This is a genomic window from Actinoplanes sp. NPDC051411 (assembly GCF_040682075.1).
Lineage (GTDB): Bacteria > Actinomycetota > Actinomycetes > Mycobacteriales > Micromonosporaceae > Actinoplanes.
Genome location: NZ_JBFBAD010000091.1, coordinates 16396 through 40386, shown reverse-complemented (window position 1 = coordinate 40386; position 23991 = coordinate 16396). Strand labels below are relative to the sequence as shown.

Below are 23991 nucleotides of genomic sequence, written 5' to 3'. Positions count from 1 at the left end.
CCGGGGGGGGCCCCCCTGTTGGTCCCCAGGCCCCGCTCACCCCCCATTTTTGGGGGGCGCCCGGGGGGGGCGGCCCCCTTTCGGCCCGTCCACGCTTCAGCATATTGGGGCGAATCGGACACGAAAGGCTGGCATGAAGAGAATTCTGGCGACGGCCACCACGATTGCCCTGGTAGCGATCGGTGCCGTGGCGACCACCGCCCGGGCGGACGAGGATCCGTCCCGCGCCCGGGCCGACCATCCGCCGATCACGTGGGAGGCGTGCACCGACTCCAACCTGAAGTTGCACAAGGCCGAGTGCGGCTTCCTCACCGTGCCGGTCGACTACCGCAAGCCGAACGGCGGCACCCTCAAACTCGCGATCTCGCGGATCCGGCACACCGTCCCGGAGAAGCAGTACCAGGGCGTCATGCTGACCAACCCGGGTGGTCCCGGCGGGTCCGGGCGGGCCCTGTCGTTGATCGGGTCGCTGGTGCCGAAGGGTGCCGGGGCGGCGTACGACTGGATCGGCTTGGACCCGCGCGGGGTGGGGGCCAGCGTGCCGTCCCTGACCTGCGACAGCGACTACGCCGGGTACGACCGGCCGCCGTACGTGCCGACCACCGCCCAGCGCGAGGCGGCCTGGCTGAACAAGGCCCAGGGGTACGTGACCGCGTGCGCCAAGGCCGGCGGTTCGCTGCTGAGCCACCTGAAGACCATCGACACCGTCCGCGACATGGACAGCCTGCGCGAGGCGCTCGGCGCCGACAAGATCAACTACTACGGCTTCTCGTACGGCACCTACCTCGGTCAGGTCTACGCCACGATGTATCCCGAGCGGGTGCGCCGGATGGTGCTCGACGGCAACGTCGACCCGAGCCGGGTCTGGTATGACTCCAACCTCGACCAGGACTACGCGTTCAACCGCAACATCAAGATCTACTTCGGCTGGATCGCGAAGTACGACAAGATCTACCACCTGGGCCGGACCGAGCGGGCGGTCGAGAAGCTGTTCTACGCCGAGCAGGCCAAGCTGATCGCCAAGCCGGCCGGCGGGGTGATCGGCCCGGACGAGCTGACCGACGTGTTCCTGCAGCCCGGCTACTACATCTTCGGCTGGGAGGACGTCGCGAACGCGTTCAGCGCGTTCGTCAACAAGCACGACCCGGCCCCGCTCAAGAAGCTCTACGACACCAACAACCCGCAGAAGCCGGGCGCCGACAACAACTACGCGGTCTATCTGGCCGTGCAGTGCACCGACACCAAGTGGCCGTCCGGGTGGAGCAAGTGGCAGTCCGACAACTGGGCGATGCACCGCCGGGCGCCGTTCGAGACCTGGGCCAACGCCTGGTACAACGCGCCGTGCCGGAACTGGCCGGCCGCCCCCGCGGTGCCGGTCAACGTCAACGGTGAGGACGCGCCGCCGATCCTGCTGCTCAGCGAGTCGCTCGACGCGGCGACCCCGTTCACCGGCAGCCTCGAGGTGCGCAAGCGGTTCCCGAAGGCGGCACTCGTCGAGGGCGTCGGCGGGACGACCCACGCCGGCTCGCTGTTCGGCAACAAATGTGTCGACGACACGGTCGCGGACTACCTGGCCACCGGCGTACTCCCGAAGCGCGCGAAGGGTGACCGTTCCGACAAGCGTTGCACCCCGCTTGCCCAACCCGACCCGACCGCACCGGCCGCGAAGCGGGCGGCGCCCGCCGACCCGGCCCGCCTGGCCCTGCGGCAGGCCCTGACCGCGAGCTGACCGTCGCACCGGAACCGGCCGGCCGGCCGGTTCCGGCATCGGCGCCCAGGATGCTTGCCTTGACCCGCTACCTGAGGCCGGTACGCCGCGGCCATGCTCTTCGCTATGTTCGGCATCGGGTTGATCGTGGAAGCGATCATCGAACTGTCATAGGGGAGGCACGCCGTGCTGAAGTACCGGGCCGAGTTCGACGCGGTCGTCACGTTCACCAACGGCGGGGCCCTGCAGACCCAGGGTTTCCGGGTCGACGTGCCGCACGCCGACGTGACCGAGGCCGAGATCGGCGAGCTGTTCGTGGCCTCGCTCAACCTGCTCAAGGCCGGCCGGGTCGAGCTGGCCAACGTGCGCGTCTTCGCCGAGCCGCACCTGGGCACGTTCGCCGGCCCGTCCGAGCGGCGGCGCTACGTCGAGCTCAGCCACGTGATCACGAACGGCATGACGACGTACCCCGGTCTACCGGCGCCCGAGATCTCCTCGCACCTCACCTGGGAGGAGTCGCGGGACCGTTACGCGGAGGGCACCGAGTTCAGCTTCGACCGGGTGAGCATGCTCGGGCAGACCGGCACCTACCTCGACAGTCCCCGGCACCGCTATGTCGGCGGCACCGATCTGGCGGGAGTCGAGCTGGAGCGCCTGGCCGACCTGCCCGCGGTCGTGGCGCGGCAGGTCGACAGCGGCCGCCGCGCGGTCGAGGAGGGTGACCTCGACGGGCTCAATGTGGCCGGCCGGGCGGTTCTGCTGCACACCGGCGGCGACCGGCACTGGGGCACCCCGCAATATCCGGTCGGTAACCCCTATCTGACCGCGGACGCGGCGGGCTGGCTGGTCGAGCACGGCGCGGCCGTGGTCGGCATCGACTCGATCAACATCGACGACCCGACCGAGGCGAGCGGTGGCGAGCGGCCGGCCCACACGATCCTGCTGGCCGCCGGCATCCCGATCGTGGAAAACCTGACCAACCTGGCCGAGGTGCCGCCGACCGGGGCCCGGTTCACCGCCGCGCCGCCCCGGATCAGCGGCTTCGGCACGTTCCCGGTCCGGGCGTACGCGACCATGCCCTACTTCGAGCCGCACGACCACACCCGGTCGGCGGGCTGGCAGCCCAGCCGTACGGCGTGAGCGAGACCGGCACGGCCATCGCGATGGCGACCGCGCAGTTCCAGCGCGGTGAGCCGGCCGCGGCGGCCGAGCTGCTCGGGCCGGTGCTCGCGGCCGAGCCCGACCACCTGCGCGCGCTGGTGCTGATGACGCACGCCCAGCTCGCCCTCAAGCGCACCGACCTGGCCCTCGCGGCGGCCGACCACGCGGTCCGGGTCGCGCCCGAGTCGGCCGAGGCGCTCGGCGCGCTGAGCCGGGTGCTGACCGCGCTCGACCGGCACGACGAGGCGATCGGCGTGGCGGTGGCGGCGCTGCAGCGGGAGCCCGAGAACGCCTACCGGCACAACCGGCTGGCCTGGGCGCTGCTCGGGCACGGCGGGCGCGGGGCCGAGGCCGAGCAGGCGGCCCGGGTCGCCGTGCACCTCGACCCGGAGGAGGCCGACTTCCGCATCACCTACGCGATGGTGATGAAGCAGCTCGACATGGCCGACCGGGCCCGGCAGGCGCTGCGCGACGCGCTCGCCCTCGAGCCGGACAACGCGGTCGCCCAGCACGAGCTGGCGACTCTCGACGTGAGCGGGCGCAACCCGTTCGCGCTGGGCCGGCTGGCGCGCGGGGTGAGCGGGCTGGCCGGGGCGCTGCGTACCGACCCCCGGCAGCAGGCGAGCCGGTTCATGCTCGACGTGGCGCTGCGCCGTTTCCTGGTCTACACCGCGATCCTGCTCGCCGTGCTGGCGTACGTGGGGTGGCGGGTCAGCGGCTTCTCGGTCGTCGGGGCGCGGGTGGTGGCCGGCGTGGCGGCACTGGCCCCGATCGCGTTCGCGACCTATTTCGTGGTGAGGCTGGACCGTTCGCTCCGCGCGTACCTGAAAGAGGTGGTGACGCAGGGCCGGCAGCGGGTCGCCGCGATCGGCGCCGCGGTCTGCCTGGCTCTTCTGCTGACCGCGACCGCCGCGCCGACCGCCTGGCTGCCGTGGCTGCTCGGCTCGGCCGCCGTCGGCGGGTTCGCGGTGCGGCTGCTGACCGTCTCGGCGTCGAACGCGCACGTCCGCTCGGCGGGTCTGGCCGTGCCGCGGGACCGGCTGAGCGTGATCCTCTGGTGGGTGGTGGTGCTGTGCCTGATCGCCGCGATCGGGTTCGAGATCGCCGCGACGCAGGACCGGTGGTGGCTCTCGCTGGTGGTCGTCGCCCTGGTGCTCGTCATAGTGGTCTGTCTGTTCGTGATCGTCCGACGTCTGCGGGCCCGTCGACGCGCCAAATAGGGGGTCTTTCCGACAAATCACCTCATGGTGGTGAGCGGTTTGCCGAAGATGGGCCTGTGACCTCCCCGACCGTCCCCCTGCCGACCGACCCGACCGAGTTGGGCATCGCGCGGGCGGCGGCCTACTTCGAGCGTTTCGAGCCCGAGAAGGCGGCGTCGACCCTCGAACCGGTGCTGTCGGCCGACCCCCGCTCGGCCGCCGGCTGGCTGCTGCTGGCCCGGGTCCGGCTCACCCTCGACCAGAGCGAGGCGGCGCTCGACGCGGCCAACCGGGCGATCGAGCTGCTGCCCGAGGACCCGCGGCCGCTGGCCACCGCGAGCCGGGCGCTGACCATGATGGGACGCCACGACGAAGCGATCACGATGGCCTACCGGGCGGTGATCACCGAGCCGGAGAACCCGTTCTGGCACGACCGGGTGGCCTGGGCGCTACTCGCCGCCGACCGTCACCTGGCCGACGCCGAGCAGGCGGCGCGCACCGCGGTCGGGCTCGACCCGAACGAGGCCCACTACTACTTCACCCACGGAGTCGCGCTGGACGCGCTCGGCCACATCGACCAGGCCCGGCAGGCCCTGCTGATCTCGCTGCGGCTGGAGCCGGAGAACCCGGTCGCCCAGCACCGGCTGGCGACCCTGGACGGCTCGGCCCGCGACGACGCGCCGGCCGAGAAGAAGCGCGGCTGGAGCCTCTTCAAGCGGAAGAAGGACTGACCGCGCGGGCGTGCCGGGCCCGGATCGCCAGCCACACCAGCCAGCCCGCGCCGATGATGAAACCGAAGCTGATCAGCCGGTAGAGCACCACCGCCGCGACCGCGAACGAGGTCGGCAGCCCGCCCGCGACCAGGCCCAGGATCAGTGCGCCGTCGACCACGCCGAGCCCGCCCGGCACGATCGGCAGGCTGGCCGCGGCCATCCCGGCGCAATAGGCGATCACCAGGCTGGTGGCGGTGATGCCGGGCGCCCCGACCGCGACACAACACATCCACAGGCACACGGCGTCGAACAGCCAGTTGAGCAGGGCCAGCGCGGCGGCGACCCCGAACCGGGCCGGGTGCACCCGAATCGACCGCAGCTGCTCGATGAAGCCGAGCACGGCGTCGTGACCGTGCTCGGGCGGGCGCCGCCGCACCCGGTTGACCCCGCCGAGCAGCAGACGGACCGGTCGGTCCAGCCAATGCGGGTGCTCGGCCACCAGGCGTACGCCGAACGCGATCGCCAGCGCGGCCACGCCGTAGCCGACCAGCGAATGCCAGCCGCCCGAGTCGCGGGTCAGGATGCCCCCGGCCGAGCCGATCACGATGAGCGCGCCGGTCGAGAGGACCCCGCTGAGCGCGATGCACCAGGACGCCACCGCGGCCGAGGCGCCGAACCGCCGCATCTGCTGGAAGTTGAAGGTGGTCGAGAAGACCGGGCCGCCGGGCAGGGTCGCGCTCAGTGAATGCGCCGCATAGGCCGTGGCGACGTGCTTGCGGATGGGGACCTTGGTGCCCGCGCCGCGCAGCAGGGCCCGCTGCATCCGGGCGTACGTGCCCATCGAGGCCACCTCGGCCGCCACCGCGCCCAGCACCCAGCCCCAGCGCGGCGCCCGCAACTGGGTCAGCGCGCCCGCGAGCGCGTGCCAGCCGAGGACCAGCTCGACGCCGAGGATCAGCACGACGACGCCGACGACCACCGGGCCCCGGCGCCACCACGGCGGGTGGCCGGTCGGGGGCCGGACGGTTTCCTGCACGGCGGCCATCCCATCGATCGTTGCACTCCGTGCTTGCCGCCGCCCCCGGTTTCCGGCCCGGCATGCCCAGTGTTTTACGCGTCACTTCCGGCGGCCGCCGTTTTCGTTACGGTGAGCAGGGCATCCGGTCGGTTTCACGACGGAAGGACCCTTCCATGGCACGGCCTCGCATCGTCATCGTCGGCGCCGGCTTCAGCGGTTTCACCGCGGCGCGCAAGCTGTCCAGGCTCTCTCGCGGCGGCGCCGAGATCGTCGTGATCAACCCGACCGACTACTTCCTCTACCTGCCGCTGCTGCCCGAGGTGGCGGCCGGCATTCTCGAACCCCGGCGGGTTTCGGTGTCGCTTTCCGCGACGCTTCCGGGCGTACGCGTGATCCTCGGTCACGTGGACCGGTTCGACCTCGACGGGCGCACCGTGACGTGGCGCGATCCGGAGGGCCGCACCCGCACGCTCGGGTTCCACCGACTGGTGATCGCCGCCGGCAGCGTCAACAAGCTGCTCCCGGTGCCCGGCGTGACGGAGTACGCGCACGGGTTCCGCGGCATCCCGGAGGCGCTGTTCCTGCGCGATCACATGACCCGGCAGATCGAGATGGCCGCCATGACCGACGACGAGGACGAGCGCCGGGCCCGGTGCACTTTCGTCGTGGTCGGGGCGGGCTACACCGGCACCGAGGTGGCGGCCCAGGGCGTGCTCTACACCGAAGCCCTGGCCAGGCGCCGGCGCGAGCTGACCGGGCGGCCCCGCTGGCTGCTGATCGACACCGCCGACCGGGTGGTGCCCTCGCTCGACGAGCGGCTGGCGGTTGCGTCCGATCGGGTGCTGCGCGAGCGCGGCGTCGAAATTCTCACCCAGACCAGCGTCAAGCAGGCGATGAAGGACGGCGTGTACCTGTCGACCGGCGAATACGTGCCGACCTGCTCGCTGATCTGGTGCGTCGGGGTGCGGCCCGACCCGCTGGTCGAGGGCATCGGCCTCCCGACCAAGCAGGGCCGGATGGTGGTCGACGAATACCTGACCGTGCCCGGCCATCCCGACGTCTACGCGATCGGCGACGCCGCGGCGGTCCCCGACCTGACCATGCCCGGCCAGATCACCGGGATGACCGCCCAGCACGCGACCCGGCAGGGCACGACGGCGGCCAAGAACATCGCGGCGTCCTACGGGCACGGGCGCCGGCGGCCTTACAAACACCATGACCTGGGCTTCGTCGTCGACCTGGGTGGTCTCGACTCGGCCGCCAACCCGCTCGGGGTGCCACTGACCGGCATCGTCGCCAAGGCGGTGACCCGCGGCTATCACCTGCTGTCGATGCCGGGCAATCGGGTGCGGGTGGCCGCCGACTGGGCCCTCGACGCGGTGCTGCCGAAGCAGGGTGTCCAACTCGGACTGGTGCCGGGCGAGGCGGTGCCGCTCGACAGCGCGGCGCCCGAGGCGATGCCCGACACCGGGATGACCCAGGACACGCAATCTTCCGGCGGCTGAATCTGTGCCGATGGCGTAAGGGCTATTCGCCCGTCGGGTCATAATCCGGACATGCGATCTTGGTCGGGTGCCCTGCTTCTCGCCGCGGTCGTCGCGACTCCCGCCCCGGCCGCGGCCGCCGGCCCGCCGGCCGGCGGCGCCCACCATCGCGGCCAGCGACCGGCACTGGTCATGATCCGGCCGGTCCTCCCGACCCTGGCCACCGGCTCGTCGGTGATGATCGCCCGGTACGGCTTCGACGACCGGCGGTCCCCGGCGATCGCCGACGAGTCCGGGCACGGGCACACGCTGCGGGCGGTCGCGGCACACGGCGGATCGGTGCGGCGGGTCGTGCACGGCCAGGGTTCGGCGATCGCCTTCCCGGCCGAGTGCACGGCCCGGATCTGCCCGCACGTCGCGCTGCGGAGCCCGACCTCGGCCGATCTCAACCCGGGCACCCGCGACATCGCCTTCGGGGCCGAGGTGCTGCTGCCGCCCGGGCAGACCAGCAAGGGCGAGAACATCGTCCAGAAGGGCTACTCGAGGACCAGCAGCCAGTGGAAGCTGCAGGTCGACGGGGTGGCCGGGCGGCCCAGCTGCGTGCTCGTCGACGACCGGCGGCCGACGATCCGGATCGCGTACAGCTCGGCGTCGATCGCCGACGGGCGGTGGCACTCGCTGCAGTGCCGCCGGGCCGGCACCACGCTGGCGATCTTCGTCGACGGCGTCACCCGGGGCAGCATCGCGGTGCCGTCCAAGCTCTCGGTCACCAACCAGCGCCCGCTGAGCATCGGGGGCAAAGGCTCCTTCCCCGACAACGACCAGTTCAACGGGGCCCTCGACAACGTCTGGGTCCAGATCGGGTAGAAAGAGCTAGGACTCCGGGTTCAGGCCGGAGGCCACGGCCTTCAGGAGTACGCCGTCGGCCGTGTCACCGGACAACTCCCACGCGAACGCCCCGCCCAGCGCCTTGCTCCGGACGTACGTCATCTTGGTTCTGATCGTTTCCGGGGTGTCGTAGGACCACCATTGCGAACCGCAGTGCGCGATCGCGGTCCCGCCGACGGTGCCGGTCGGCGGGCAGCGCTTGACCAGCAGTTCGTACTCCTCCAGCCCCTGCTCGTACTTCCCGGCGGCCGGGCCGTCGGCGGCCGAGCCGACCCCGGCCCCGGTCACGCCGGTCCAGCCCCGGCCGTAGAAGCCGATGCCGAGCAGGAGCTTGCTCGCCGGAACCCCGAGCGACAGCAGCTCGTCGATGCTCGACGAGGTGTTCGCCGTCGCCTTGGGGATGCCCGCGTACGCGGTCAGCGGCGAATGCGGCTCGGTGCGGTGCAGGTCGGTGGGGTCGCCACCGCCCCCGTCGTCCGAACTCGTGCCGAAGTAGTCGTAGGTCATCGCGCTGAGCCAGTTCGCCGACCGGGCCGCCGCCGCATAGTCCGTACGCCGCAGCTTGCCGATGTCGGCCGGAACCGCCGCCGTGACCAGCGCATTCGGCCCGAGCGCCGTCCGCAGCGCGCCGAGCACCCGGCCGAGCGCGTCCGGGCCGCTCTTGTCGCAGGTGATGCCGCAGGCGTTGGGGTACTCCCAGTCGATGTCGATGCCGTCGAACAGTCCCCGCCAGCGGCTGTCCTGCAGCAGCGCGCGGCACGACGAGGCGAACGCGGCCGGGTCGCGGGCCGCGTCGTCGAAGCCGTCGGAGCCGTTCCAGCCGCCGAACGACCAGATCAACCGCAGGCCGGGGTGCCGGGCCTTCAACTTGATCAGCTGCCCGAAGTCGCCCTTGACCGCGGCCTTCGGGTCGTCGGCGACGCCGTCGACGCTGGCGGCCGCCGGCATCGGCTTCTGGTAGTCGGCCCAGGCGTCACTCGGTGCGCACGCACCACCCTTGACCTGGCCGAACGCGTACACGAGATCGGTCAGCCCGGCCGCCGAGCCGCTCGTCTCGACGTCTTTGACCTGGTAGTCGCGGGCATAGACGCCCCAGTCGGTGAAGTAGCCGACCACCCGGGCCGCAGCCCTGGTCTGATGCGCCGGTGTCGGCGCGGGCTGAGGCGGGGCGGCGGTGCAAGCGGCGACGGAGAGCAACAGCAGGACGGCGAGCACAGCACGAAGGCGCACCGACTCGAAGTTAACCCCGCGACCCGGCCGCACCGTCCCTCGATCGGGTGCCGTCCGCTGTTCGTGTGCCGCGTCCCGCCGTGCGGGTGAGACGTAGGTGACGTCGTGGCGCCGTGACCGGTGGCCTGTGCGATCGTTTGGACGTGGCCATCAGCCCGCACGAGCCGCCCCCACCGGTTCCGCCGACGCGGGGCTGGCGGGCCGAGCTGCGCGCGCTGTTCCGCTGGCAGCGCGTCCTCAAACGCACCCGCGCGGTGCTCCGCAGCGCCCTCGTCACGTTCGTCGTGCTGACCGTCACGCTCTGGTTGATGCCGGGTGTGGCCAGCACCGACGTCGTCAACACGCTGGGCCTGGTCGTGCTGGTCGCCGCGGTCGGCGCGGTGCTGCGGCCGCTGCTGCTGGCCGGCATCGTCGCGCTCGGCGGCTGGGGCGCGATGCTGCTCGGGGTGAGCGTCCAGGTCGTCGTCATCGTGGTCGCGCTCGAACTCGACCCGGCCAACCGCATCAGCGGCCTGCCGTCGCTGTTCATCGCCGCGATCCTGGCCGTGATCTTCGCCGCGATCCTCGACTGGATGGCCGACAGCGGCAGCGACGACACGTTCGTCCGCGAAGCGAAGCGGCTCATGCGCAGCGTCCGCCGCCGCCAGGCCCGGCAGGGCGGCGGCCCGCTGATCACCCTGCGCCGGCCCCGGCCGGGCACCGACCCCGGCCTGATCATGGTGCAGCTCGACGGGGTGTCCGAGCCGGTGCTGCGCTGGTCGATCCGGGCCGGCAACCTGCCCACCCTCGGACACTGGCTGCGCTCGGGCAGCCACACGATGCGCAGCTGGCACACCGGGCTGCCGTCGACCACGCCCGCCTCCCAGGCCGGCATCCTGCACGGCGCGAGCCGGCAGATCCCCGGCTTCCGCTGGTTCGAGAAGGAGACCGGCCGGCTGATGGTCTCCAACCGGCCGCGCGACGCGGCGGTGATCGAGCCGCGGCTCAGCGACGGGCGGGGACTCCTGCGCGACGGCGGCGTCTCGATCGGCAACGCGTTCGGCGGCGATGCCGCGATCAACCTCCTCACGGTCAGCCACGCCGCGCTGCCCGGCCGGTCGGCCCGCGGCTGGGCCGCGTTCATGGCCTCGCCGTACGGATTCACCCGCGCGATCGTGCTCGGCATCGGCGAGGTCTTCACCGAACTGCACCAGGCCCGACTGCAGCGCCGCCGCAACCTGCTGCCCCGGGTCAGCCGGTCGGGCCTGTTCCTGGCCCTGCGGCCGGCCTCGATGCTGCTCCGCGACGTCAACATCTCGCTGGTCGCCGAGCAGATGGCCCGGGGTGCCCCGGCGATCTACTGCGACCTGGTCGACTACGACGAGGTCGCCCACCACGCCGGCCCGGCGCGTCCGGAGTCGATGCGGCAGCTGGAAAGCCTCGACCGGATGCTGGGAGTGCTGGAAAGGCTCGCCCCCGAGGCGGCCCGGCACTACCACCTGGTCGTTCTCTCCGACCACGGGCAGAGCCAGGGCGCGACGTTCCGCCAGCGGTACGGGGAGTCGCTGGACGAGGTCGTCGTGCGGCTCTCGTCCGGCACCCCGGCCTCCTCGCCGCCGCCGGACGCGGCCCCGGAAACGCCGGTCGACCCGCTGCTCGTGGTCAACTCGGGCAACCTGTCGCTGCTCTACCTCACCCGCTACCGCCGCCGGCTCGACCGGGCCGAGATCGACAGCGTCTACCCGAAACTGATCAGCGGGCTGGCCGCCCATCCGGGCATCGGCCTGGTCGTGGTGCGCGACGAGGACGGCCCGGTCGCGGTCGGGGCGGCCGGCAGCCACCGCCTGGGCGACGGGGTGGTGCAGGGCATCGACCCGCTCCTGCCGTACGGCCCGCACGCCCGGCACGACCTGCTGCGCCACCAGGAGTCGGCCCACATCGCCGACCTCGTCCTGATCAGCTGCGTCGACCCGGTGACCGACGAGGTGGCCGCGTTCGAGGAACTGGTCGGCTCGCACGGCGGCCTCGGCGGCTGGCAGACCGAGGCCGTGCTGGTGCACCCGGCCCGCTGGCCGGTCACCGAGCCCGAACTCGACGGCGCCGACGTCGTCCACCGGCAGCTGATCGAATGGCTGGCCATGCTCGGACTGCGCACACAGGCCCCGGCCCTTTCCGCGGAGATCGAGGAGCCGGAGGCCTTCGACCACCCGAGACTTTCCCGCTCGCGGGACGGTTAGTCGGTTTGTGCCATCACTCGTCCGGCGTACGGCCCTCGCTGTCCTGATGATCACCACGCTGCTGATCGCCACCCCCTCGGCCATCGCGGTCGGTGCCCACCCGCTCGCCACGCCGACCTTCAACGGCGGCGTGTACGCGATCGCCCACCGCGGGAGCACGGTCTACGTCGGAGGCTCGTTCACCAGCGCGACCTGGGCCGGGCGCAGCGTCGCCCGGCTGCGCCTGGCGGCATTCGACGCGCGTACGGGCGCGCTGCTCGACTGGGCGCCGCCGGCCGACGGGACCGTACGCGCCCTGGCCGCCACCCCGGACAGCGTCTACGTGGCCGGCGACTTCCACCAGGTCGGCGGCCGGAAGCGCGACTCCCTGGCCCGGATCAACCCGTTCACGGCCGGCGTCGGCCCGTTCCGGCACGCGCTCTCGGGCACGCCGTACGCCCTGGCGATCGCCCACAACCGGCTCTACCTGGGCGGCCGGTTCTCCGGCGTGGACGGCAGCAGGCGGCAGAACCTGGCCGCGTTCTCGCTGTTCGACGACCGCCTGGACGGCCGCTGGCACCCGGCCGCCGACGACGCCGTGCACGCGGTCGCGGTCGGCGGCGGCGAGGTCTACGTCGGGGGCAGCTTCCACACCGTCGACGAGGTGCACGGCACCCTGCGCCTGGCCGCCCTGGACGGCGCGACCGGCCGGCCCGACCCGCTGTTCGTTCCGCGGCCGCCGGCCGAGGTGCACGCGCTGGCCGTCGACCCGGCCGGCGTCTACGCGGCCATGGGCGGGGTCGGCGGGCGCGCGGTCGCCTACACGGCCGCCGGGGTGCCCCGCTGGCAGCGTGTCTTCGACGGCGACGCGGCGGCGATCGCGCTCGAGGGCGGCCTGGTCTACGTGGGCGGCCACTTCGACAACGCGTGCCTGACCGAGCGCAACGGCACCCGCGGCGGCTGCACCGACGGCTCGGTGCCCCGGGTCAAGCTGGTCGCGGTGACCTCGACCGGGGCGTTGGCGCCGTGGGCTCCGCAGGCCAACGGCGTGATCGGCGTACGGGTCCTGAGCGTCAACCACACCTCGGGCCGGCTCGAGGTGGGCGGCGACTTCACCATGGTCGGCGGCTTGGACCTGCGCCGTTTCGCCAGCTTCTGACTGGAGCATCTACGGCAACGCGTTCTATCCCAAGAACCTCGACACCTCGGGCATCGCCGGGAAACTCGACTACCTGATCTACGACTTCGAGAACATCGACCCGGCCAATCTGACCTGCTTCGAGGCGACCAAGGCGTCCGACTCGACCAACGAGTCGAACCCCAACGCGGGCGACGGGGCAGGCCCGGCGGCAAGAAGTACTCGATCGACACCGCGATCACAGCTTGGACTTCCGGCCTGCCCGAATACGGGATTCCCGGCGGCTTCCCGGCCGGCAAGCTGACGATGGGCATCCCGTTCTACTACCGCGGCTGGAGCGGCGTGCCGGCCGGTGCCGACCACGGGTTGTATTCGTCGGCGTCGGGCCCCTCGTCGGCCCGTGGGCTGAGCCAGGTGCCCGGGGTGGCGTACTACAAGGAGCTCACCGGGATCGTCGACAACCCGTCCACGACCTACTGGGATTCGGCCTCGCAGAGCGCGTACTTCTACAACGGCTCCGACCACCGGCGGTTCCTGCACTGCGGCGGCCTGGAACGCCGGGACGGTCTACGTCGGTGGCAACCAGGTCTCGTACAACGGCCACACCTGGCAGGCCAAGTGGTGGACCCAGGGCGAGACCCCCGGAACGGCCGACGTCTGGGCCGACCAGGGTGCCTGCGGCGGCGGTGAAACCACCACCCCGCCGGCCGGCGGCTGCCCGGCCGCTTGGAACGCTTCGACCGCGTACGCCGGTGGCAGCACCGTCTCGTACGGCGGCCACAAGTACACCGCAAAGTGGTGGACACAGAACGAGACGCCGGGTAACCACGACGTGTGGACCGACAACGGCGCCTGCTGACGATTAGTTTCGACGCCTGGCCCGGTCTGACTCGATGACATTGGTTTTCTAGGAGGATCGGGCCATGCGAAAGATCATTTACTGGGTGCACACGTCGGTCGACGGCTTCGTCGACGGCCCGAACGGCGAGTTCGACTGGCCGGTCATGGGCCCGGAGCTCTCGGCCTACTCGGAAGCGATCGACGAGCGGGTCGACACCCTGCTCTTCGGCCGCCCGGTCTGGCAGATGATGGTCGGCTTCTGGCCGGCGGCCGAGACCATGTCCCAGGACCCGCACACCCTGAAATTCGCGCCGTTCTGGCGGGCCGCCCCGAAGATCGTCTTCTCCCGCACCTACGAGGGCGACGAGTGGACGACCCGCGTGATCCGCGACGACGTCCAGGCCGAGGTGACCGCCCTCAAGTCGCAGCCCGGCGCCGACCTGCTGCTGACCGGCGGGGCCGGCCTGGCCGCGACGCTGACCGACCTGGGCCTGATCGACGAATACCACATCGCCGTCCACCCGGTCGTGCTCGGCGGCGGCCGCAAGCTCTTCACCGAGCCGAAGCAGCGCCTCAACCTGCGGACCGAGCAGTCGCGCGTGGTCGACGGCCAAGTCGTCGTGACGAGCTACACCCTGGCTTCGGCGGCCGCCGAGTAAGACAGCGTCGCGATTTCGACCGAACGATCCAGGCCGGGCGCCTCCCCGGCGTGACAGACTTCGGGCGTGCGGTGGCTCGTGCCGGTCGGCCGGCGTCGCTGGCCGGCGGCGGCGTTCGGCCTACTCGCGGCCGTCTTCGGCGCCCTCCTGATGCTGGGCGGCTGGGTCACGACGGGCGCGCCCGCCGTGCTGGTGGCGGCCGGCGCGGTTCTCCTTCTCTTGACTCTCGTTCCCGTCGCCTGGGCGCTCGCGGCTGTCGCCGCGCTCGCCCTGCTCGTCACGTCTCCGGTGGTCGCGGGACTGGGCGTGTTCCTCGGCGGGGCGGTCGTCCTCCGCAAGACCCCGCTGCGCGTCGCCGCCACGGCGACCGGTGCGCTGGTGCTGGCCGGCGCCCTCGTTCTGCAGGTCACCCATCCCCGGCCGGACGCCTTCTACGCCGCCCCCGCCCATCCGCCGGCCGGCCACGGTGTTCTCCTCCGGAGTGAGCCCTTCACCCGCGGAGTTCCGTCCTCGTCGAAAGCCCGGCGCATCCTCTACACGACGACCCGTGGCGACGGCACGGCGACGGTCGCCAGCGCGATTGTCGTGGCCGCGACCCAGGCTCCCGCGACGCCGCGACCGGTCGTCGTCTGGGCGCACGGGGCCACCGGCCTCGCGCCCGACTGCGCGCCCTCGCTCCGACCGGGCCCGGTCGGCACCGGCTCGATTCCCGACCTCGCCCCGGCGCTCGCCGCCGGCTGGATCGTGATCGCGCCCGACTATCCCGGGCTGGGCACGAAAGGACCGCATCCCTTTCTGATCGGCCCGGGGGAGGCGCGCTCCCTGCTCGACGCCGTCCTGGCGGTGCGGGACCTGACCGACCTGAGACCGGCGCCGCAGACCCTGGTCTGGGGCCACTCCCAGGGCGGCAACGCCGCTCTCTGGACCGGCATCATCGCCCCGGCCTATGCCCCGGCGGTCGACCTGAAAGGTGTCGCCGCCCTGGCCCCCGGCTCCGACGTGCCCCGGCTGGCCGACCACTGGCGCGACGAGATCTACTCGGCCTATCTGATCGAGTCCTACAGCGAGACCTATCCCGACGTCCGGTTCGACGCCTACGTCCGGGCCGAGGACCGGGTCACGGTCCGCGAGCAGGCCGGCCGCTGCCTCGACGACCCGAAAATCTATCTGTCCACGTTGTCGGTGCTGCGCGGCGGCGACATCTGGAAGACTCCACCGAACTCCGGCGCCCTGGGCGCCCGCCTCCGCGACAACGTCCCCGACCAGCCGATCGCGGTGCCGGTGCTGATCGGGCAGGGGAAGGCCGACACGACCGTCCCGGCGACGATCCAGGACGACTATGTCCGGCGGGAGTGCGCGACCGGCACGACGGTCGACTACCGGACGTTTCCCGGGCTCGACCACGTCGGCGTGCTCAGCGGGGACTCCCCCGATCTGGTCGGGTGGAGTCGCGATCGTCTGGACGGGAAGCCCCCGGCGTCGACCTGCTCGAGATGATCGCCCAATAGCGCGCCGGAGTGAGCCGGGCCGGCCAGTCCGCCGCCCGGGCCACCCCGGGTGCGCACGCCGCCCGGGTGCACCACGAACCGTTCCATCTCAGGCCTTCGCCCGCACGAACCGGACGTTGCCGTCGTTGATCCGGCTCAGCAGCATGCCCGGCAGGTCGGTCAGGTAGTTGTTGCGCACCCGCCACGGCCGGCGGGCGCCCTGCCGGGGCAGCAGGGCCGCGGCCCGTCGCACGTAGCCCGAGGTCAGCGCCATCAGCGGCTCGTCAGTCCCGGCCGCGCCGGGCGGCATCGTCGGCGTGGTCACGGCGATGCGGTGGCGGTCCATGTAGTTGAGCAGGCGGCAGACGTAGCGCGAGGTGAGGTCGGCCCGCAGTGTCCACGTGGCGTTGATGTAGCCGACACACCAGGCCAGGTTGGGCACGCCGGAGAACATCATTCCCTTGTAGACGTGCAGCCGGCCCGCGTCGACCGGTGTGCCGTCGACGTCGAGGGCGATCTCGCCGAAGGCCACCATGGTCAGGCCGGTCGCGGTCACGATCACGTCGGCGTCGATCTCGGTGCCGTCGGTGAGGCGTACGCCCGTGGAGCGGAACGTTTCGACGTGGCCGGTGACCACCGAGGCCTTGCCGGCCCGGAGGGCGGCGAAGAAGTCGCCGTCCGGAACCACGCACGGGCGTTGATCCCACGGCCGGTAGCGGGGCGTGAAATGCGGGTCGATCGGCAGGTCGCCCGGCAGCTGGCGGGCGACCTGGCCCTGCAGGAACCGCGCGGCGCGCTCGGGCCAGCGCCGGGAAGCCTGATAGAGCAAGGCGGTGCCGAGGACATTGCGGCCCCGGATCAGGCGGGCCCTCGGCCCACTGAGCTCGGCGTCCGGCTCGCGGCCGGAGCCACCCAGCGAGACGAAGTACGCCGGGGAGCGCTGAAGCATCGTCACGTGCTCCGCGGTCGCGGCCATCGACGGCACCAGGGTCACCGCGGTCGCGCCGCTGCCGATCACGACGACCCGCTTGCCCGCGTAGTCGAGATCGTCCGGCCAGTGCTGCGGGTGCACGATGCGGCCCCGGAACGCGTCCCGCCCGGGGAAGTCGACCTCGTGGCCGGACGAGTAGCGGTAGTAGCCCGTGCACAGGTAGAGGAAGGTCGACGCGTACGTCTCGCCGCTGTCCGTCTCGACCGTCCAGGTCGCGTCGTCGCTCGACCAGTGCGCCCGCACCACCCGGCGCCCGAAGCGGATCTTCTGGTCGAGGCCGTAGCGGGCCGCCGTGTCGCGGATGTACTCGCGGATCGTGTCGCCCGACGCGATCGCCCGCGGGTTGCGCCACGGACGAAAGGGGTAGCCGAGCGTGAACATGTCGGAGTCGGAGCGGACGCCCGGATAACGGAACAGATCCCAGGTGCCGCCGATCGCCTCGCGGGCCTCGAGGATCAGGAACGTCTTGCCCGGGCACCCGGTCGACAGACGGTACGCCGCGTCGATGCCGGACAGACCGGCCCCTATCACCAGCACGTCGACCCGCTCACTCATGCGTTCATTATCGCCGCCGGTGACCGTAGGCTGCGCGTCATGACCGAGCCCCGGACACCCGGCCCGATCGTCGCCTCGCAGGCCGTGCTGGCCCCGCTCACCGACGCCGCCATCTTCCTGGTCCTGACCGTCCGGCCGGGCGGCGAGGACACGGTCCGCGACCTGCTGGAGGACCTCAGCGGCCTGCAGCGGTCGGTCGGCTTCCGGCTGCCGGCCGGGCAGCTGTCGTGCGTGACCGGGATCGGCGCCGACCTGTGGGACCGGCTGTTCGCGGGCCTCGACCGCCCGGCCGGGCTGCACCGGTTCCGGTCGTGGAAGGGCAGTCGGCACACCGCGCCCTCGACCCCCGGCGACCTGCTGTTCCACCTGCGGGCCGGGCAGATGGACCTGTGCTTCGAGCTCGCCGCCAAGATCGTCGAGCGGCTGCGCGAGGTGGCCGACGTCGAGGACGAGACCCACGGCTTCAAGTACTTCGACGAGCGCGACCTGCTCGGCTTCGTCGACGGCACGGAGAACCCGGCCGGCGACGTCGCGGCCCGGGCCGTGCTGATCGGCGACGAGGACCCGGACTTCGCGGGCGGCAGCTACGTGCTCATTCAGAAGTACGTGCACGACCTGACGGCCTGGAACGCGCTCAAGGTGGAGGACCAGGAGTCGGCGATCGGGCGTACCAAGCTCGACAACATCGAGATCCGCGACAAGGCGTCGAACTCACACGTCGCGCTCAACACGATCGACGACCCGGACGGCAACGAACTCAAGATCCTGCGCGACAACATGCCGTTCGGGTCGGTGAAGAGCGGCGAGTTCGGGACCTACTACATCGCGTACGCCGCCACCCCGGACGTGCCCGAGCAGATGCTGCGCCGGATGTTCCTCGGCGACCCGTGGGGCAACTACGACCGCATCCTCGACTTCTCGACCGCGCTGACCGGCGGCCTGTTCTTCGTGCCGGCCGCCGAGTTCCTCGACGACCTGCCTAGGGCCTCTCCGAGCGGAAAAGAGTGAGCAGATCGTCGAGGCTGCCCAGCCGCAGGTCGCCGTCGAGGCCGCGCAGGGCGGCGGTATAGGAACCCGCTTTACGGGCCGCCTCGAGGCCCGCGTCGGCGTCCTCGACGACCAGGCAGTCGGTGGGCCGCACGCCGAGCAGATCGGCCGCGCGCAGGTAGCCGGCCGGGTCGGGCTTGCCGACCGGCACGTCGTCGCTGGTCACCAGCGTCGGGGCGGCGATGCCGGCGGCGCCCAGCCGGGCCTTGGCCAGCCGGACGTCGGCGCTCGTCACGACCGCCCAGGGCAGGCCGCGGCGGTCGAGCAGGGCCAGAAGTTCGTGCGCGCCCGGCATGGCGGCGACATCCGACAGGTCGTCGTACTGCAGCTCGAGCTGGCGGGCGATCGCGACCGCGGTGCTCGGCTCGTCGAGGTGGGGGAGCAGGGTGCGTACGGTCGGCTCGCTCGGACGGCCGTGCGCGATCTCGAACGCCGTCGCACCGTCGACGCCGTACTCGGCGGCCCACGCCATCCAGGCCCGCTCGACCGCCGCGTCCGAGGTCACCAGGGTGCCGTCCATGTCGAACAGCACCGCTTTGACGACGTTGATATCCAGCACCCAAAGCCTCCACAGGTTTCGCATAGCGGCCGACGTCAGTCTCCTTCGTAGCGCACTACTAGCCGAGGAGACCGGAAGACGATGACCGTTCACGACCATTCAACCCGTTCGTCCGCCGAGCCTGTGACGCAATGGACGCCGCCGGCTGGTTCGTCCCAGCCCGGTTCGCCTCTACCGCCCGGGAGCCGGAAGCGAAACCCGAAGCTGGCGATCGCCGGGGCGCTGGTCGCGGTCGCGATCGCCAGCGGCGGGGTGACGGCCGGGATCATGGCCGCGGTCGGGCGGGGGAACGGCAACAGCGTGACCGGGGCGCCGGGCGCCGGCGGCGGGTTCGGTGGCCCGGGCGGTGGCTTCGGCGGCGCGGCGGCGGCCCTGCACGGCACGTCCGTCGTGTCGGACGGGAACGGGGGCTACACCACCGAGCTCACCCAGACCGGGACGGTGTCGGCGGTCAGCAGCAGCGCGATCACGGTCAAGAGCGAGGACGGGTACAGCAAGTCGTACGCGATCACGAGCTCGACGTCGGTCGACAACGGGTCGGATCAGATCGGCTCGGTCGCGGCGGGTCACACCGTGCGGATCGTGGCCGACGCGAAGGCGAGCGCCACCGCGATCACGGACACGAATCTGTCCGGGGGCCAGAATCAGGGCGGGGGTCCCGGTAACGGCCAGCCGCCCGGTCAGTAGTCGGAGATACCCCGGGACGGGGTGCTCTCCGCGCGGGGGGCGTGGTCTGCCTCCCTGCAGTTGAGGGAGGCGGACCCGCGTACGTCTTCTTGGTTATCGGGTGCGGCGAACCGGAGTCCGCTTCGCGGCCGTGGGGGTCGCCGGGGTCGCGGCGGTTTTGCGAGCGCGGCCGATGGCGGGGGTGGAAGCGGCCTTGGCCGGGGTGGAAGCGGCCGAAGCGGCCTTGGCCGCGGTCGTGCGGGCAGCCGTCGACCGGGCCGTCCGCACGGGCGCGGGCACGGCGGCCGGCTCCGGCGTGGGCTGCGGCTTCGGCTCCGTGGTCGGCTCCGTCTTCGGCTCGGCCTTCACGATGGCGGCCGGGACGGGCTCCGGCTTCGCCGTGGCGGGCTGCGGCGTCGCGGCCGGGGTCACGGACCGGCTGGCCAGACGGTCCTGCTGCTTGGCCTGGTCGACCAGGTTGGCGAGCACGGACTTGCTGTACTTCGACTCGGCCGAGTCGGCGCGGTCCTTGGCCTTGGTCGCCTTGGCAACGGCCTTCTTGTGGGCCTTGGCGAGGCGGTCGCGATCGCGGGCCTGGGTCTTCAGTGACCGCTTGAGGCGCTTGGCCTCGGCCTGGGTGTTGCGGAGCGCCTGGCTCTGCTGCTGGGTCATGTCGGCGTTGGTCCGCAGCCGGTTCTCCAGCTCGGTGACGGTCGCAGTCGCCTTCACCACCGCAGCGCCAGCGGCCGCGGCTTGATCGCGGCGACGCTCGAGCTGTGTCGTGGTCACGGTTCCTCCCTGGAAGTTCATGAACCGTTTAGAAGCTACCGGAGAAAACTTCACGATCGGGAATCGATGACGTCAGATTGTGCCGCTCCTCGTGCTCGGCGCCGTCGGATATGCCGGATATGTAGCCAGGCATAAACCCCGACAGCCCCGACAACTGCCACAATCGCCCACCACTTGTACCGATGCGCGTGGTCGATGATCTCGACCAGATGGGTGCCGAAGATATAGGCGATCGTCGTCCACCAGCCGACCCAGAGGAAGGCGCCGATCGCGTTGAAGAGGAGGAACGTGCGCCACGGCATCGCGGTGATGCCGGCGATCACGCCGTTGAACTGGCGGATGCCGTCGATGAACCGGGCCACCAGCACGATCCGGCTGCCCCGGCGGGCGAAGAATCGCTCGGCCCGTTCCAGCCGCTCCGGGGTCAGAAAGACATATTTGCCGTATTTATGGGCGACCTTCCGGCCCCCGCGGACGCCGATCCAGTAGCCGACGTTGTCGCCCATGACCGCGGCGACGAAGGCGATCGCGGCCACTCCGACGATGTTGAGGCGGCCGGCACCGGCGTAGATCGCGGCGGCCACCATGATGGTCTGACCAGGCGCGGGAATGCCGAAGCTCTCCACGCCGATCATGCCGGCAACGGCCAGATAGCCCCATCGGTCGAGGATGGGTGCCACACCGTGCAGGAATCCGGGAAGGTCGGCTGGAGGAGGCATCGGCTAACACGGTAGCCGGAGCGCGGAGATCCAAACGTGCAGAGTCAGTTCTGAGGCTGATCCTTGGTCCGATGGAGGAGCCAGTTCGACCCGTCGGTGTGAATGAGGGCGTAGCGGTGTGCGCCCTCCCGGCCGTGCAACGTGAAGACGATCCGCTTGTCGTTGCGGTCCTCTTGCTCCCACCAGCCCGTATCCGCGATTGATTTGTCGGAATCGGTGTACGCCAGGTGGTCCATCGCGTGATCGGGCACCGCGACCGCCAGCCGGTTGCCGCTCGGCTCGGTCGGCAGGCCGCGCGGCACCGCCCACGACCGCAGGACGCCGTCCTCCTCCAGCCGCAGGTCGAAATGCGGCCGCGGTTTGCGGTGGTCGTGCAGGACGAAGGCCGGACGTGCCACGACAGCTTCCCTTCTTTCACACCTTGTAATAAGAGCCTTGGCGGAACCGGTTCCAGTTTGTTTGGCTGATCCCATGATGAGGCTCGCACTGGTCGCCCTGGCCGTCGGCACGTTCGCCCTCGGCATGACCGAGTTCGTCATCACCGGGCTGCTGCCCCCGATCGCCTCCGACCTCGGCGTCACCATCCCCACCGCCGGCCTGCTCATCACCGGTTATGCCCTGAGCGTCGTGATCGGCGGCCCGCTGCTCACCGCGCTCGTCGCGCACCGGCCACGCCGCCCGGTCCTGCTGTTCCTGCTCGGCTTCTTCGTGGCCGGCAACGTGCTCTCGGCGCTCGCCCCCAACTACACCACCATGCTGGCCGGCCGCGTCGTCACCGCGCTCTGCCACGGCGCCTTCATCGGTGTCGCCACGATCGTCGCCGGCGACCTGGTGCGCCCCGAACGCCGCAGCAGCGCGATCGGCGCCATGCTCAGCGGCCTGACCTTCGCCAGCGTGGCCGGCGTGCCCCTCGGCACCCTGCTCGGCCAGCAGCTGGGCTGGCGCGCCACGTTCTGGGCGATGGCCGCCCTCGGCCTGCTCGCGGCGGTCGCGACGGTCGCGTTCGTGCCCACGATGGCCTCCACCGGCGAGGCCCGCACCCAGCTGGCCGCGTTCCGCAACCCGCAGGTCTGGCTGGCGCTCGCGTTGACCGCCCTCGCCTTCGGGGCCGTCTACGCCCCCTTCACCTACATCGCCCCCCTGATGACCGACGTCGCCGGCTTCTCCTCCGGCGCGCTCCCGTGGCTGCTCGCCCTCTTCGGCCTCGGCCTGGTCCTCGGCAACATCGTCGGCGCCCGCTCGGCCGACCGCCGTCTCATGGGGACGATCGTCAGCGCGTCGATCGCCATGCTCGTCGTGCTGGTCACCTTCGGCTGGACCTCGCACTCCCGCCTGCCCGCCCTGATCACCCTGTTCGTCCTCGGCGTCGTCGCCTACGCGACCGTCCCGGGCCTCACCACCCGCGTCATCACCGCCGCCGACGGCGACGCCCAGAACCTGCTGGCCTCCTCGTCGGCCGTCTCGGCGTTCAACCTGGGCAACGCCCTCGGCGCCTACCTCGGCGGCCGCGCCATCACCCACGGCTGGGGCTACGACTCCACCCCGCTGGTCGGCGCCGCGATGGAGGCCGGCGCATTGGCGATCGCCGTAACGCTGATTTACGTCGCCCGCCGCGAACCAGCAATGATTGGCAATTCTTCGATGCGGGTATGACTCGGTGCGGCGGACCCCGTTCCCCCGCCGAATGGAGCACACACCATGTTGATCCTGGGCCTGATTCTGCTGCTCATCGGCATCTTCGCCCACATCTCGATCCTCACCACGATCGGCATTATCATCCTGGTCGTCGGTGCGGTCTTCTGGATTCTCGGCTCGGTCGGCCGCCCCATCGGCGGACGGCGTTATTGGTATTAATCCATTCTTCGCCACGCCAGCGCCGCGGTGACCAACGGAGGTCACCGCGGCGTTCGCGTTCCCTTCACCTTGGCCTTGTCCTTCGGGCCGCTGGTGATCTTCAGCGCGGGGCGACGACGATCGGGAAGGTGCGGGTCGCCTCGTTGCCGGCCCGGTCCCAGACCCGCAGTTCGAGCTGGTGGGAGCCTTCGACCGTGCCGAAGTCGTAGGTCAACAGGTCGCCGCTGATCGTCGCGGTGCCAGGCTCCTGGAACTCCCGGATCTGCACGCCGTCGAGCCACCACTGGGTGTGGTTGACGCCCGTCGCGTCGCTGAACGGCGCGTTGATCTGGACGAGACCGTAGACCCGGCCCGGCACTCCGCTGGGGGTGTAGTAGGTCGGGTCGCCGATGCGCGGGGCCACGTTGTCGCTGGTCCAGATCGGATCGGTGCGCGACTGGTTGCCCGCGTGGTCGGTGACGATCAGCGAGATCAGGCGCGGGTGGGCCACGGTGTCCCAGCCCAGCTGCCAGGGTGCGCCGGTCGCGGCCGTGATTTCCTGGCCGGTCGTCTGGTCGATCAGCGCGATCCGCACCACGTCGTCGGCGACGTTGCCGGCGGTCACCGTGACGACCCCGCGCACGATGCTGCGGTCGGCCGGGGTGAACGTGGTGCCGGTCGGGTTGATCAGGTCGACGTGCACGTGGGTCGTCGCCGTCGCCGTGTTCCCGTCCGCGTCGTAGGCCTGGACGGTGATGTCGGTGTCGGTGCCGTCGGTCAGGAAGGACGGTGGCACCGAGACGCGGCGGGCGGTGGACAGGGCGTGGACGACGTGACCGTTCACTTCGACGTCGAACTTGGCGACGCTGCCGGTGAAGGTCGGCGCGACGCTGAGCCGGTTGCCGACCCACTGGCCGTCGGCCAGGCCGGTCGAGACGACCGCGAGGGGATCACCGACGTCGGCCGACGCCGGGACGGAACCAAAGCCGATGAATGTCGCGGCGATGGCCGCGACCGCGACCGTACGCATCTTTGCCCCCATGGCGACTCCCAAGTTGATCAATGAAGCGCACAGCATACGGCGACGCCGGGCCCCGGTAGGGGGCGGCGGC

At 71.4% G+C, this 23991-nt stretch carries 23 protein-coding genes and 1 pseudogene; 16 read left to right on the top strand and 8 right to left on the bottom strand.

Annotation, left to right across the window (positions count from 1 at the left end; genetic code table 11):
- Positions 1-133 precede the first annotated feature (133 nt).
- The 4 genes from AB0M88_RS37155 (at position 134) to AB0M88_RS37140 (ending at position 4799) form a co-directional block, all read left to right on the top strand.
- Complete coding sequence (locus tag AB0M88_RS37155; RefSeq protein ID WP_364110519.1) at positions 134-1729, top strand: alpha/beta hydrolase; 1596 nt, start codon at positions 134-136, stop codon at positions 1727-1729.
- 165 nt (positions 1730-1894) lie between these two features.
- Positions 1895-2848: a cyclase family protein gene (locus AB0M88_RS37150; RefSeq protein WP_364110518.1), complete on the top strand. Its 954-nt coding sequence runs from the start codon at positions 1895-1897 to the stop codon at positions 2846-2848.
- Complete coding sequence (locus AB0M88_RS37145; RefSeq protein WP_364110517.1) at positions 2845-4089, top strand: tetratricopeptide repeat protein; 1245 nt, start codon at positions 2845-2847, stop codon at positions 4087-4089. Before AB0M88_RS37150 ends, AB0M88_RS37145 begins: the two co-directional genes overlap by 4 nt.
- 56 nt (positions 4090-4145) lie before the next feature.
- A complete protein-coding gene (locus AB0M88_RS37140) occupies positions 4146-4799 on the top strand; it encodes a tetratricopeptide repeat protein (protein WP_364110516.1) in 654 nt (217 codons plus the stop codon).
- On the opposite strand, the gene AB0M88_RS37135 is transcribed toward AB0M88_RS37140, so the two are convergent.
- The gene (locus AB0M88_RS37135; protein WP_364110515.1) at positions 4780-5826 is read right to left on the bottom strand and encodes a YbhN family protein; all 1047 of its coding nucleotides are present in this window, start codon (positions 5824-5826) and stop codon (positions 4780-4782) included. The genes AB0M88_RS37140 and AB0M88_RS37135 overlap by 20 nt on opposite strands.
- Positions 5827-5972: 146 nt before the next feature.
- On the opposite strand from AB0M88_RS37135, the gene AB0M88_RS37130 reads away from it, so the two are divergent.
- Positions 5973-7304 carry an NAD(P)/FAD-dependent oxidoreductase gene (locus tag AB0M88_RS37130; protein ID WP_364110514.1) on the top strand — a complete coding sequence of 444 codons (1332 nt, stop codon included), beginning with the start codon at positions 5973-5975 and terminating at the stop codon, positions 7302-7304.
- Positions 7305-7355: 51 nt separating this feature from the next.
- A complete protein-coding gene (locus AB0M88_RS37125) occupies positions 7356-8150 on the top strand; it encodes a LamG-like jellyroll fold domain-containing protein (protein WP_364110513.1) in 795 nt (264 codons plus the stop codon).
- A 6-nt stretch (positions 8151-8156) separates the two neighbouring features.
- Here the strand turns inward: AB0M88_RS37125 and AB0M88_RS37120 are convergent, their stop codons facing one another.
- The gene (locus AB0M88_RS37120) at positions 8157-9401 is read right to left on the bottom strand and encodes a glycosyl hydrolase family 18 protein (RefSeq protein ID WP_364110512.1); all 1245 of its coding nucleotides are present in this window, start codon (positions 9399-9401) and stop codon (positions 8157-8159) included.
- A 143-nt stretch (positions 9402-9544) separates the two neighbouring features.
- On the opposite strand from AB0M88_RS37120, the gene AB0M88_RS37115 reads away from it, so the two are divergent.
- The 6 genes and pseudogenes from AB0M88_RS37115 (at position 9545) to AB0M88_RS37090 (ending at position 15730) form a co-directional block, all read left to right on the top strand.
- Positions 9545-11617 (top strand): alkaline phosphatase family protein, encoded by a 2073-nt coding sequence (locus AB0M88_RS37115; RefSeq protein WP_364110511.1) that lies wholly within the window; start codon positions 9545-9547, stop codon positions 11615-11617.
- Between the two features lie 7 nt (positions 11618-11624).
- Positions 11625-12755: a hypothetical protein gene (locus AB0M88_RS37110; RefSeq protein ID WP_364110510.1), complete on the top strand. Its 1131-nt coding sequence runs from the start codon at positions 11625-11627 to the stop codon at positions 12753-12755.
- Positions 12756-13193, top strand: a pseudogene (locus AB0M88_RS37105) (hypothetical protein); the annotation flags it as partial.
- Between the two features lie 22 nt (positions 13194-13215).
- Entirely contained in the window at positions 13216-13593 is a 378-nt protein-coding gene (locus AB0M88_RS37100) for a carbohydrate-binding protein (protein WP_364110522.1), read from the top strand.
- Positions 13594-13657: 64 nt separating this feature from the next.
- Positions 13658-14233 carry a dihydrofolate reductase family protein gene (locus AB0M88_RS37095; RefSeq protein WP_364110509.1) on the top strand — a complete coding sequence of 192 codons (576 nt, stop codon included), beginning with the start codon at positions 13658-13660 and terminating at the stop codon, positions 14231-14233.
- Positions 14234-14299: 66 nt separating this feature from the next.
- Positions 14300-15730, top strand: a complete 1431-nt coding sequence (locus AB0M88_RS37090) for an alpha/beta fold hydrolase (RefSeq protein ID WP_364110508.1) — start codon at positions 14300-14302, stop codon at positions 15728-15730.
- Positions 15731-15829: 99 nt separating this feature from the next.
- Here AB0M88_RS37090 and AB0M88_RS37085 read toward each other — a convergent pair whose 3' ends face one another.
- Positions 15830-17266, bottom strand: coding sequence for an NAD(P)/FAD-dependent oxidoreductase (locus AB0M88_RS37085; protein ID WP_364110507.1), 1437 nt, complete (start codon positions 17264-17266; stop codon positions 15830-15832).
- 39 nt (positions 17267-17305) lie between these two features.
- Between AB0M88_RS37085 and AB0M88_RS37080 the strand changes: the two genes are divergently transcribed.
- Positions 17306-18274 carry a Dyp-type peroxidase gene (locus tag AB0M88_RS37080; protein ID WP_364110506.1) on the top strand — a complete coding sequence of 323 codons (969 nt, stop codon included), beginning with the start codon at positions 17306-17308 and terminating at the stop codon, positions 18272-18274.
- On the opposite strand, the gene AB0M88_RS37075 is transcribed toward AB0M88_RS37080, so the two are convergent.
- Entirely contained in the window at positions 18246-18872 is a 627-nt protein-coding gene (locus AB0M88_RS37075) for an HAD-IA family hydrolase (RefSeq protein WP_364110505.1), read from the bottom strand. The two genes, AB0M88_RS37080 and AB0M88_RS37075, sit on opposite strands and share 29 nt — an antisense overlap.
- Before the next feature lie 123 nt (positions 18873-18995).
- Between AB0M88_RS37075 and AB0M88_RS37070 the strand changes: the two genes are divergently transcribed.
- A complete protein-coding gene (locus AB0M88_RS37070) occupies positions 18996-19559 on the top strand; it encodes a hypothetical protein (protein WP_364110504.1) in 564 nt (187 codons plus the stop codon).
- Between the two features lie 93 nt (positions 19560-19652).
- Here the strand turns inward: AB0M88_RS37070 and AB0M88_RS37065 are convergent, their stop codons facing one another.
- The 3 genes from AB0M88_RS37065 to AB0M88_RS37055 are packed head-to-tail and all read right to left on the bottom strand — an operon-like array spanning position 19653 to position 21444.
- Complete coding sequence (locus AB0M88_RS37065) at positions 19653-20327, bottom strand: hypothetical protein (RefSeq protein ID WP_364110503.1); 675 nt, start codon at positions 20325-20327, stop codon at positions 19653-19655.
- A gap of 50 nt (positions 20328-20377) precedes the next feature.
- Positions 20378-21046 carry a DedA family protein gene (locus AB0M88_RS37060; protein WP_364110502.1) on the bottom strand — a complete coding sequence of 223 codons (669 nt, stop codon included), beginning with the start codon at positions 21044-21046 and terminating at the stop codon, positions 20378-20380.
- Between the two features lie 44 nt (positions 21047-21090).
- Positions 21091-21444, bottom strand: a complete 354-nt coding sequence (locus AB0M88_RS37055) for a DNA polymerase ligase N-terminal domain-containing protein (RefSeq protein ID WP_364110501.1) — start codon at positions 21442-21444, stop codon at positions 21091-21093.
- Positions 21445-21517: 73 nt separating this feature from the next.
- On the opposite strand from AB0M88_RS37055, the gene AB0M88_RS37050 reads away from it, so the two are divergent.
- Together AB0M88_RS37050 and AB0M88_RS37045 are read left to right on the top strand one after the other, a co-directional pair.
- Positions 21518-22699, top strand: coding sequence for an MFS transporter (locus AB0M88_RS37050; protein WP_364110500.1), 1182 nt, complete (start codon positions 21518-21520; stop codon positions 22697-22699).
- Positions 22700-22744: 45 nt separating this feature from the next.
- Positions 22745-22900, top strand: a complete 156-nt coding sequence (locus AB0M88_RS37045; protein WP_364110499.1) for a DUF6131 family protein — start codon at positions 22745-22747, stop codon at positions 22898-22900.
- 100 nt (positions 22901-23000) lie between these two features.
- On the opposite strand, the gene AB0M88_RS37040 is transcribed toward AB0M88_RS37045, so the two are convergent.
- Complete coding sequence (locus AB0M88_RS37040; RefSeq protein WP_364110498.1) at positions 23001-23921, bottom strand: hypothetical protein; 921 nt, start codon at positions 23919-23921, stop codon at positions 23001-23003.
- Positions 23922-23991 lie beyond the last annotated feature (70 nt).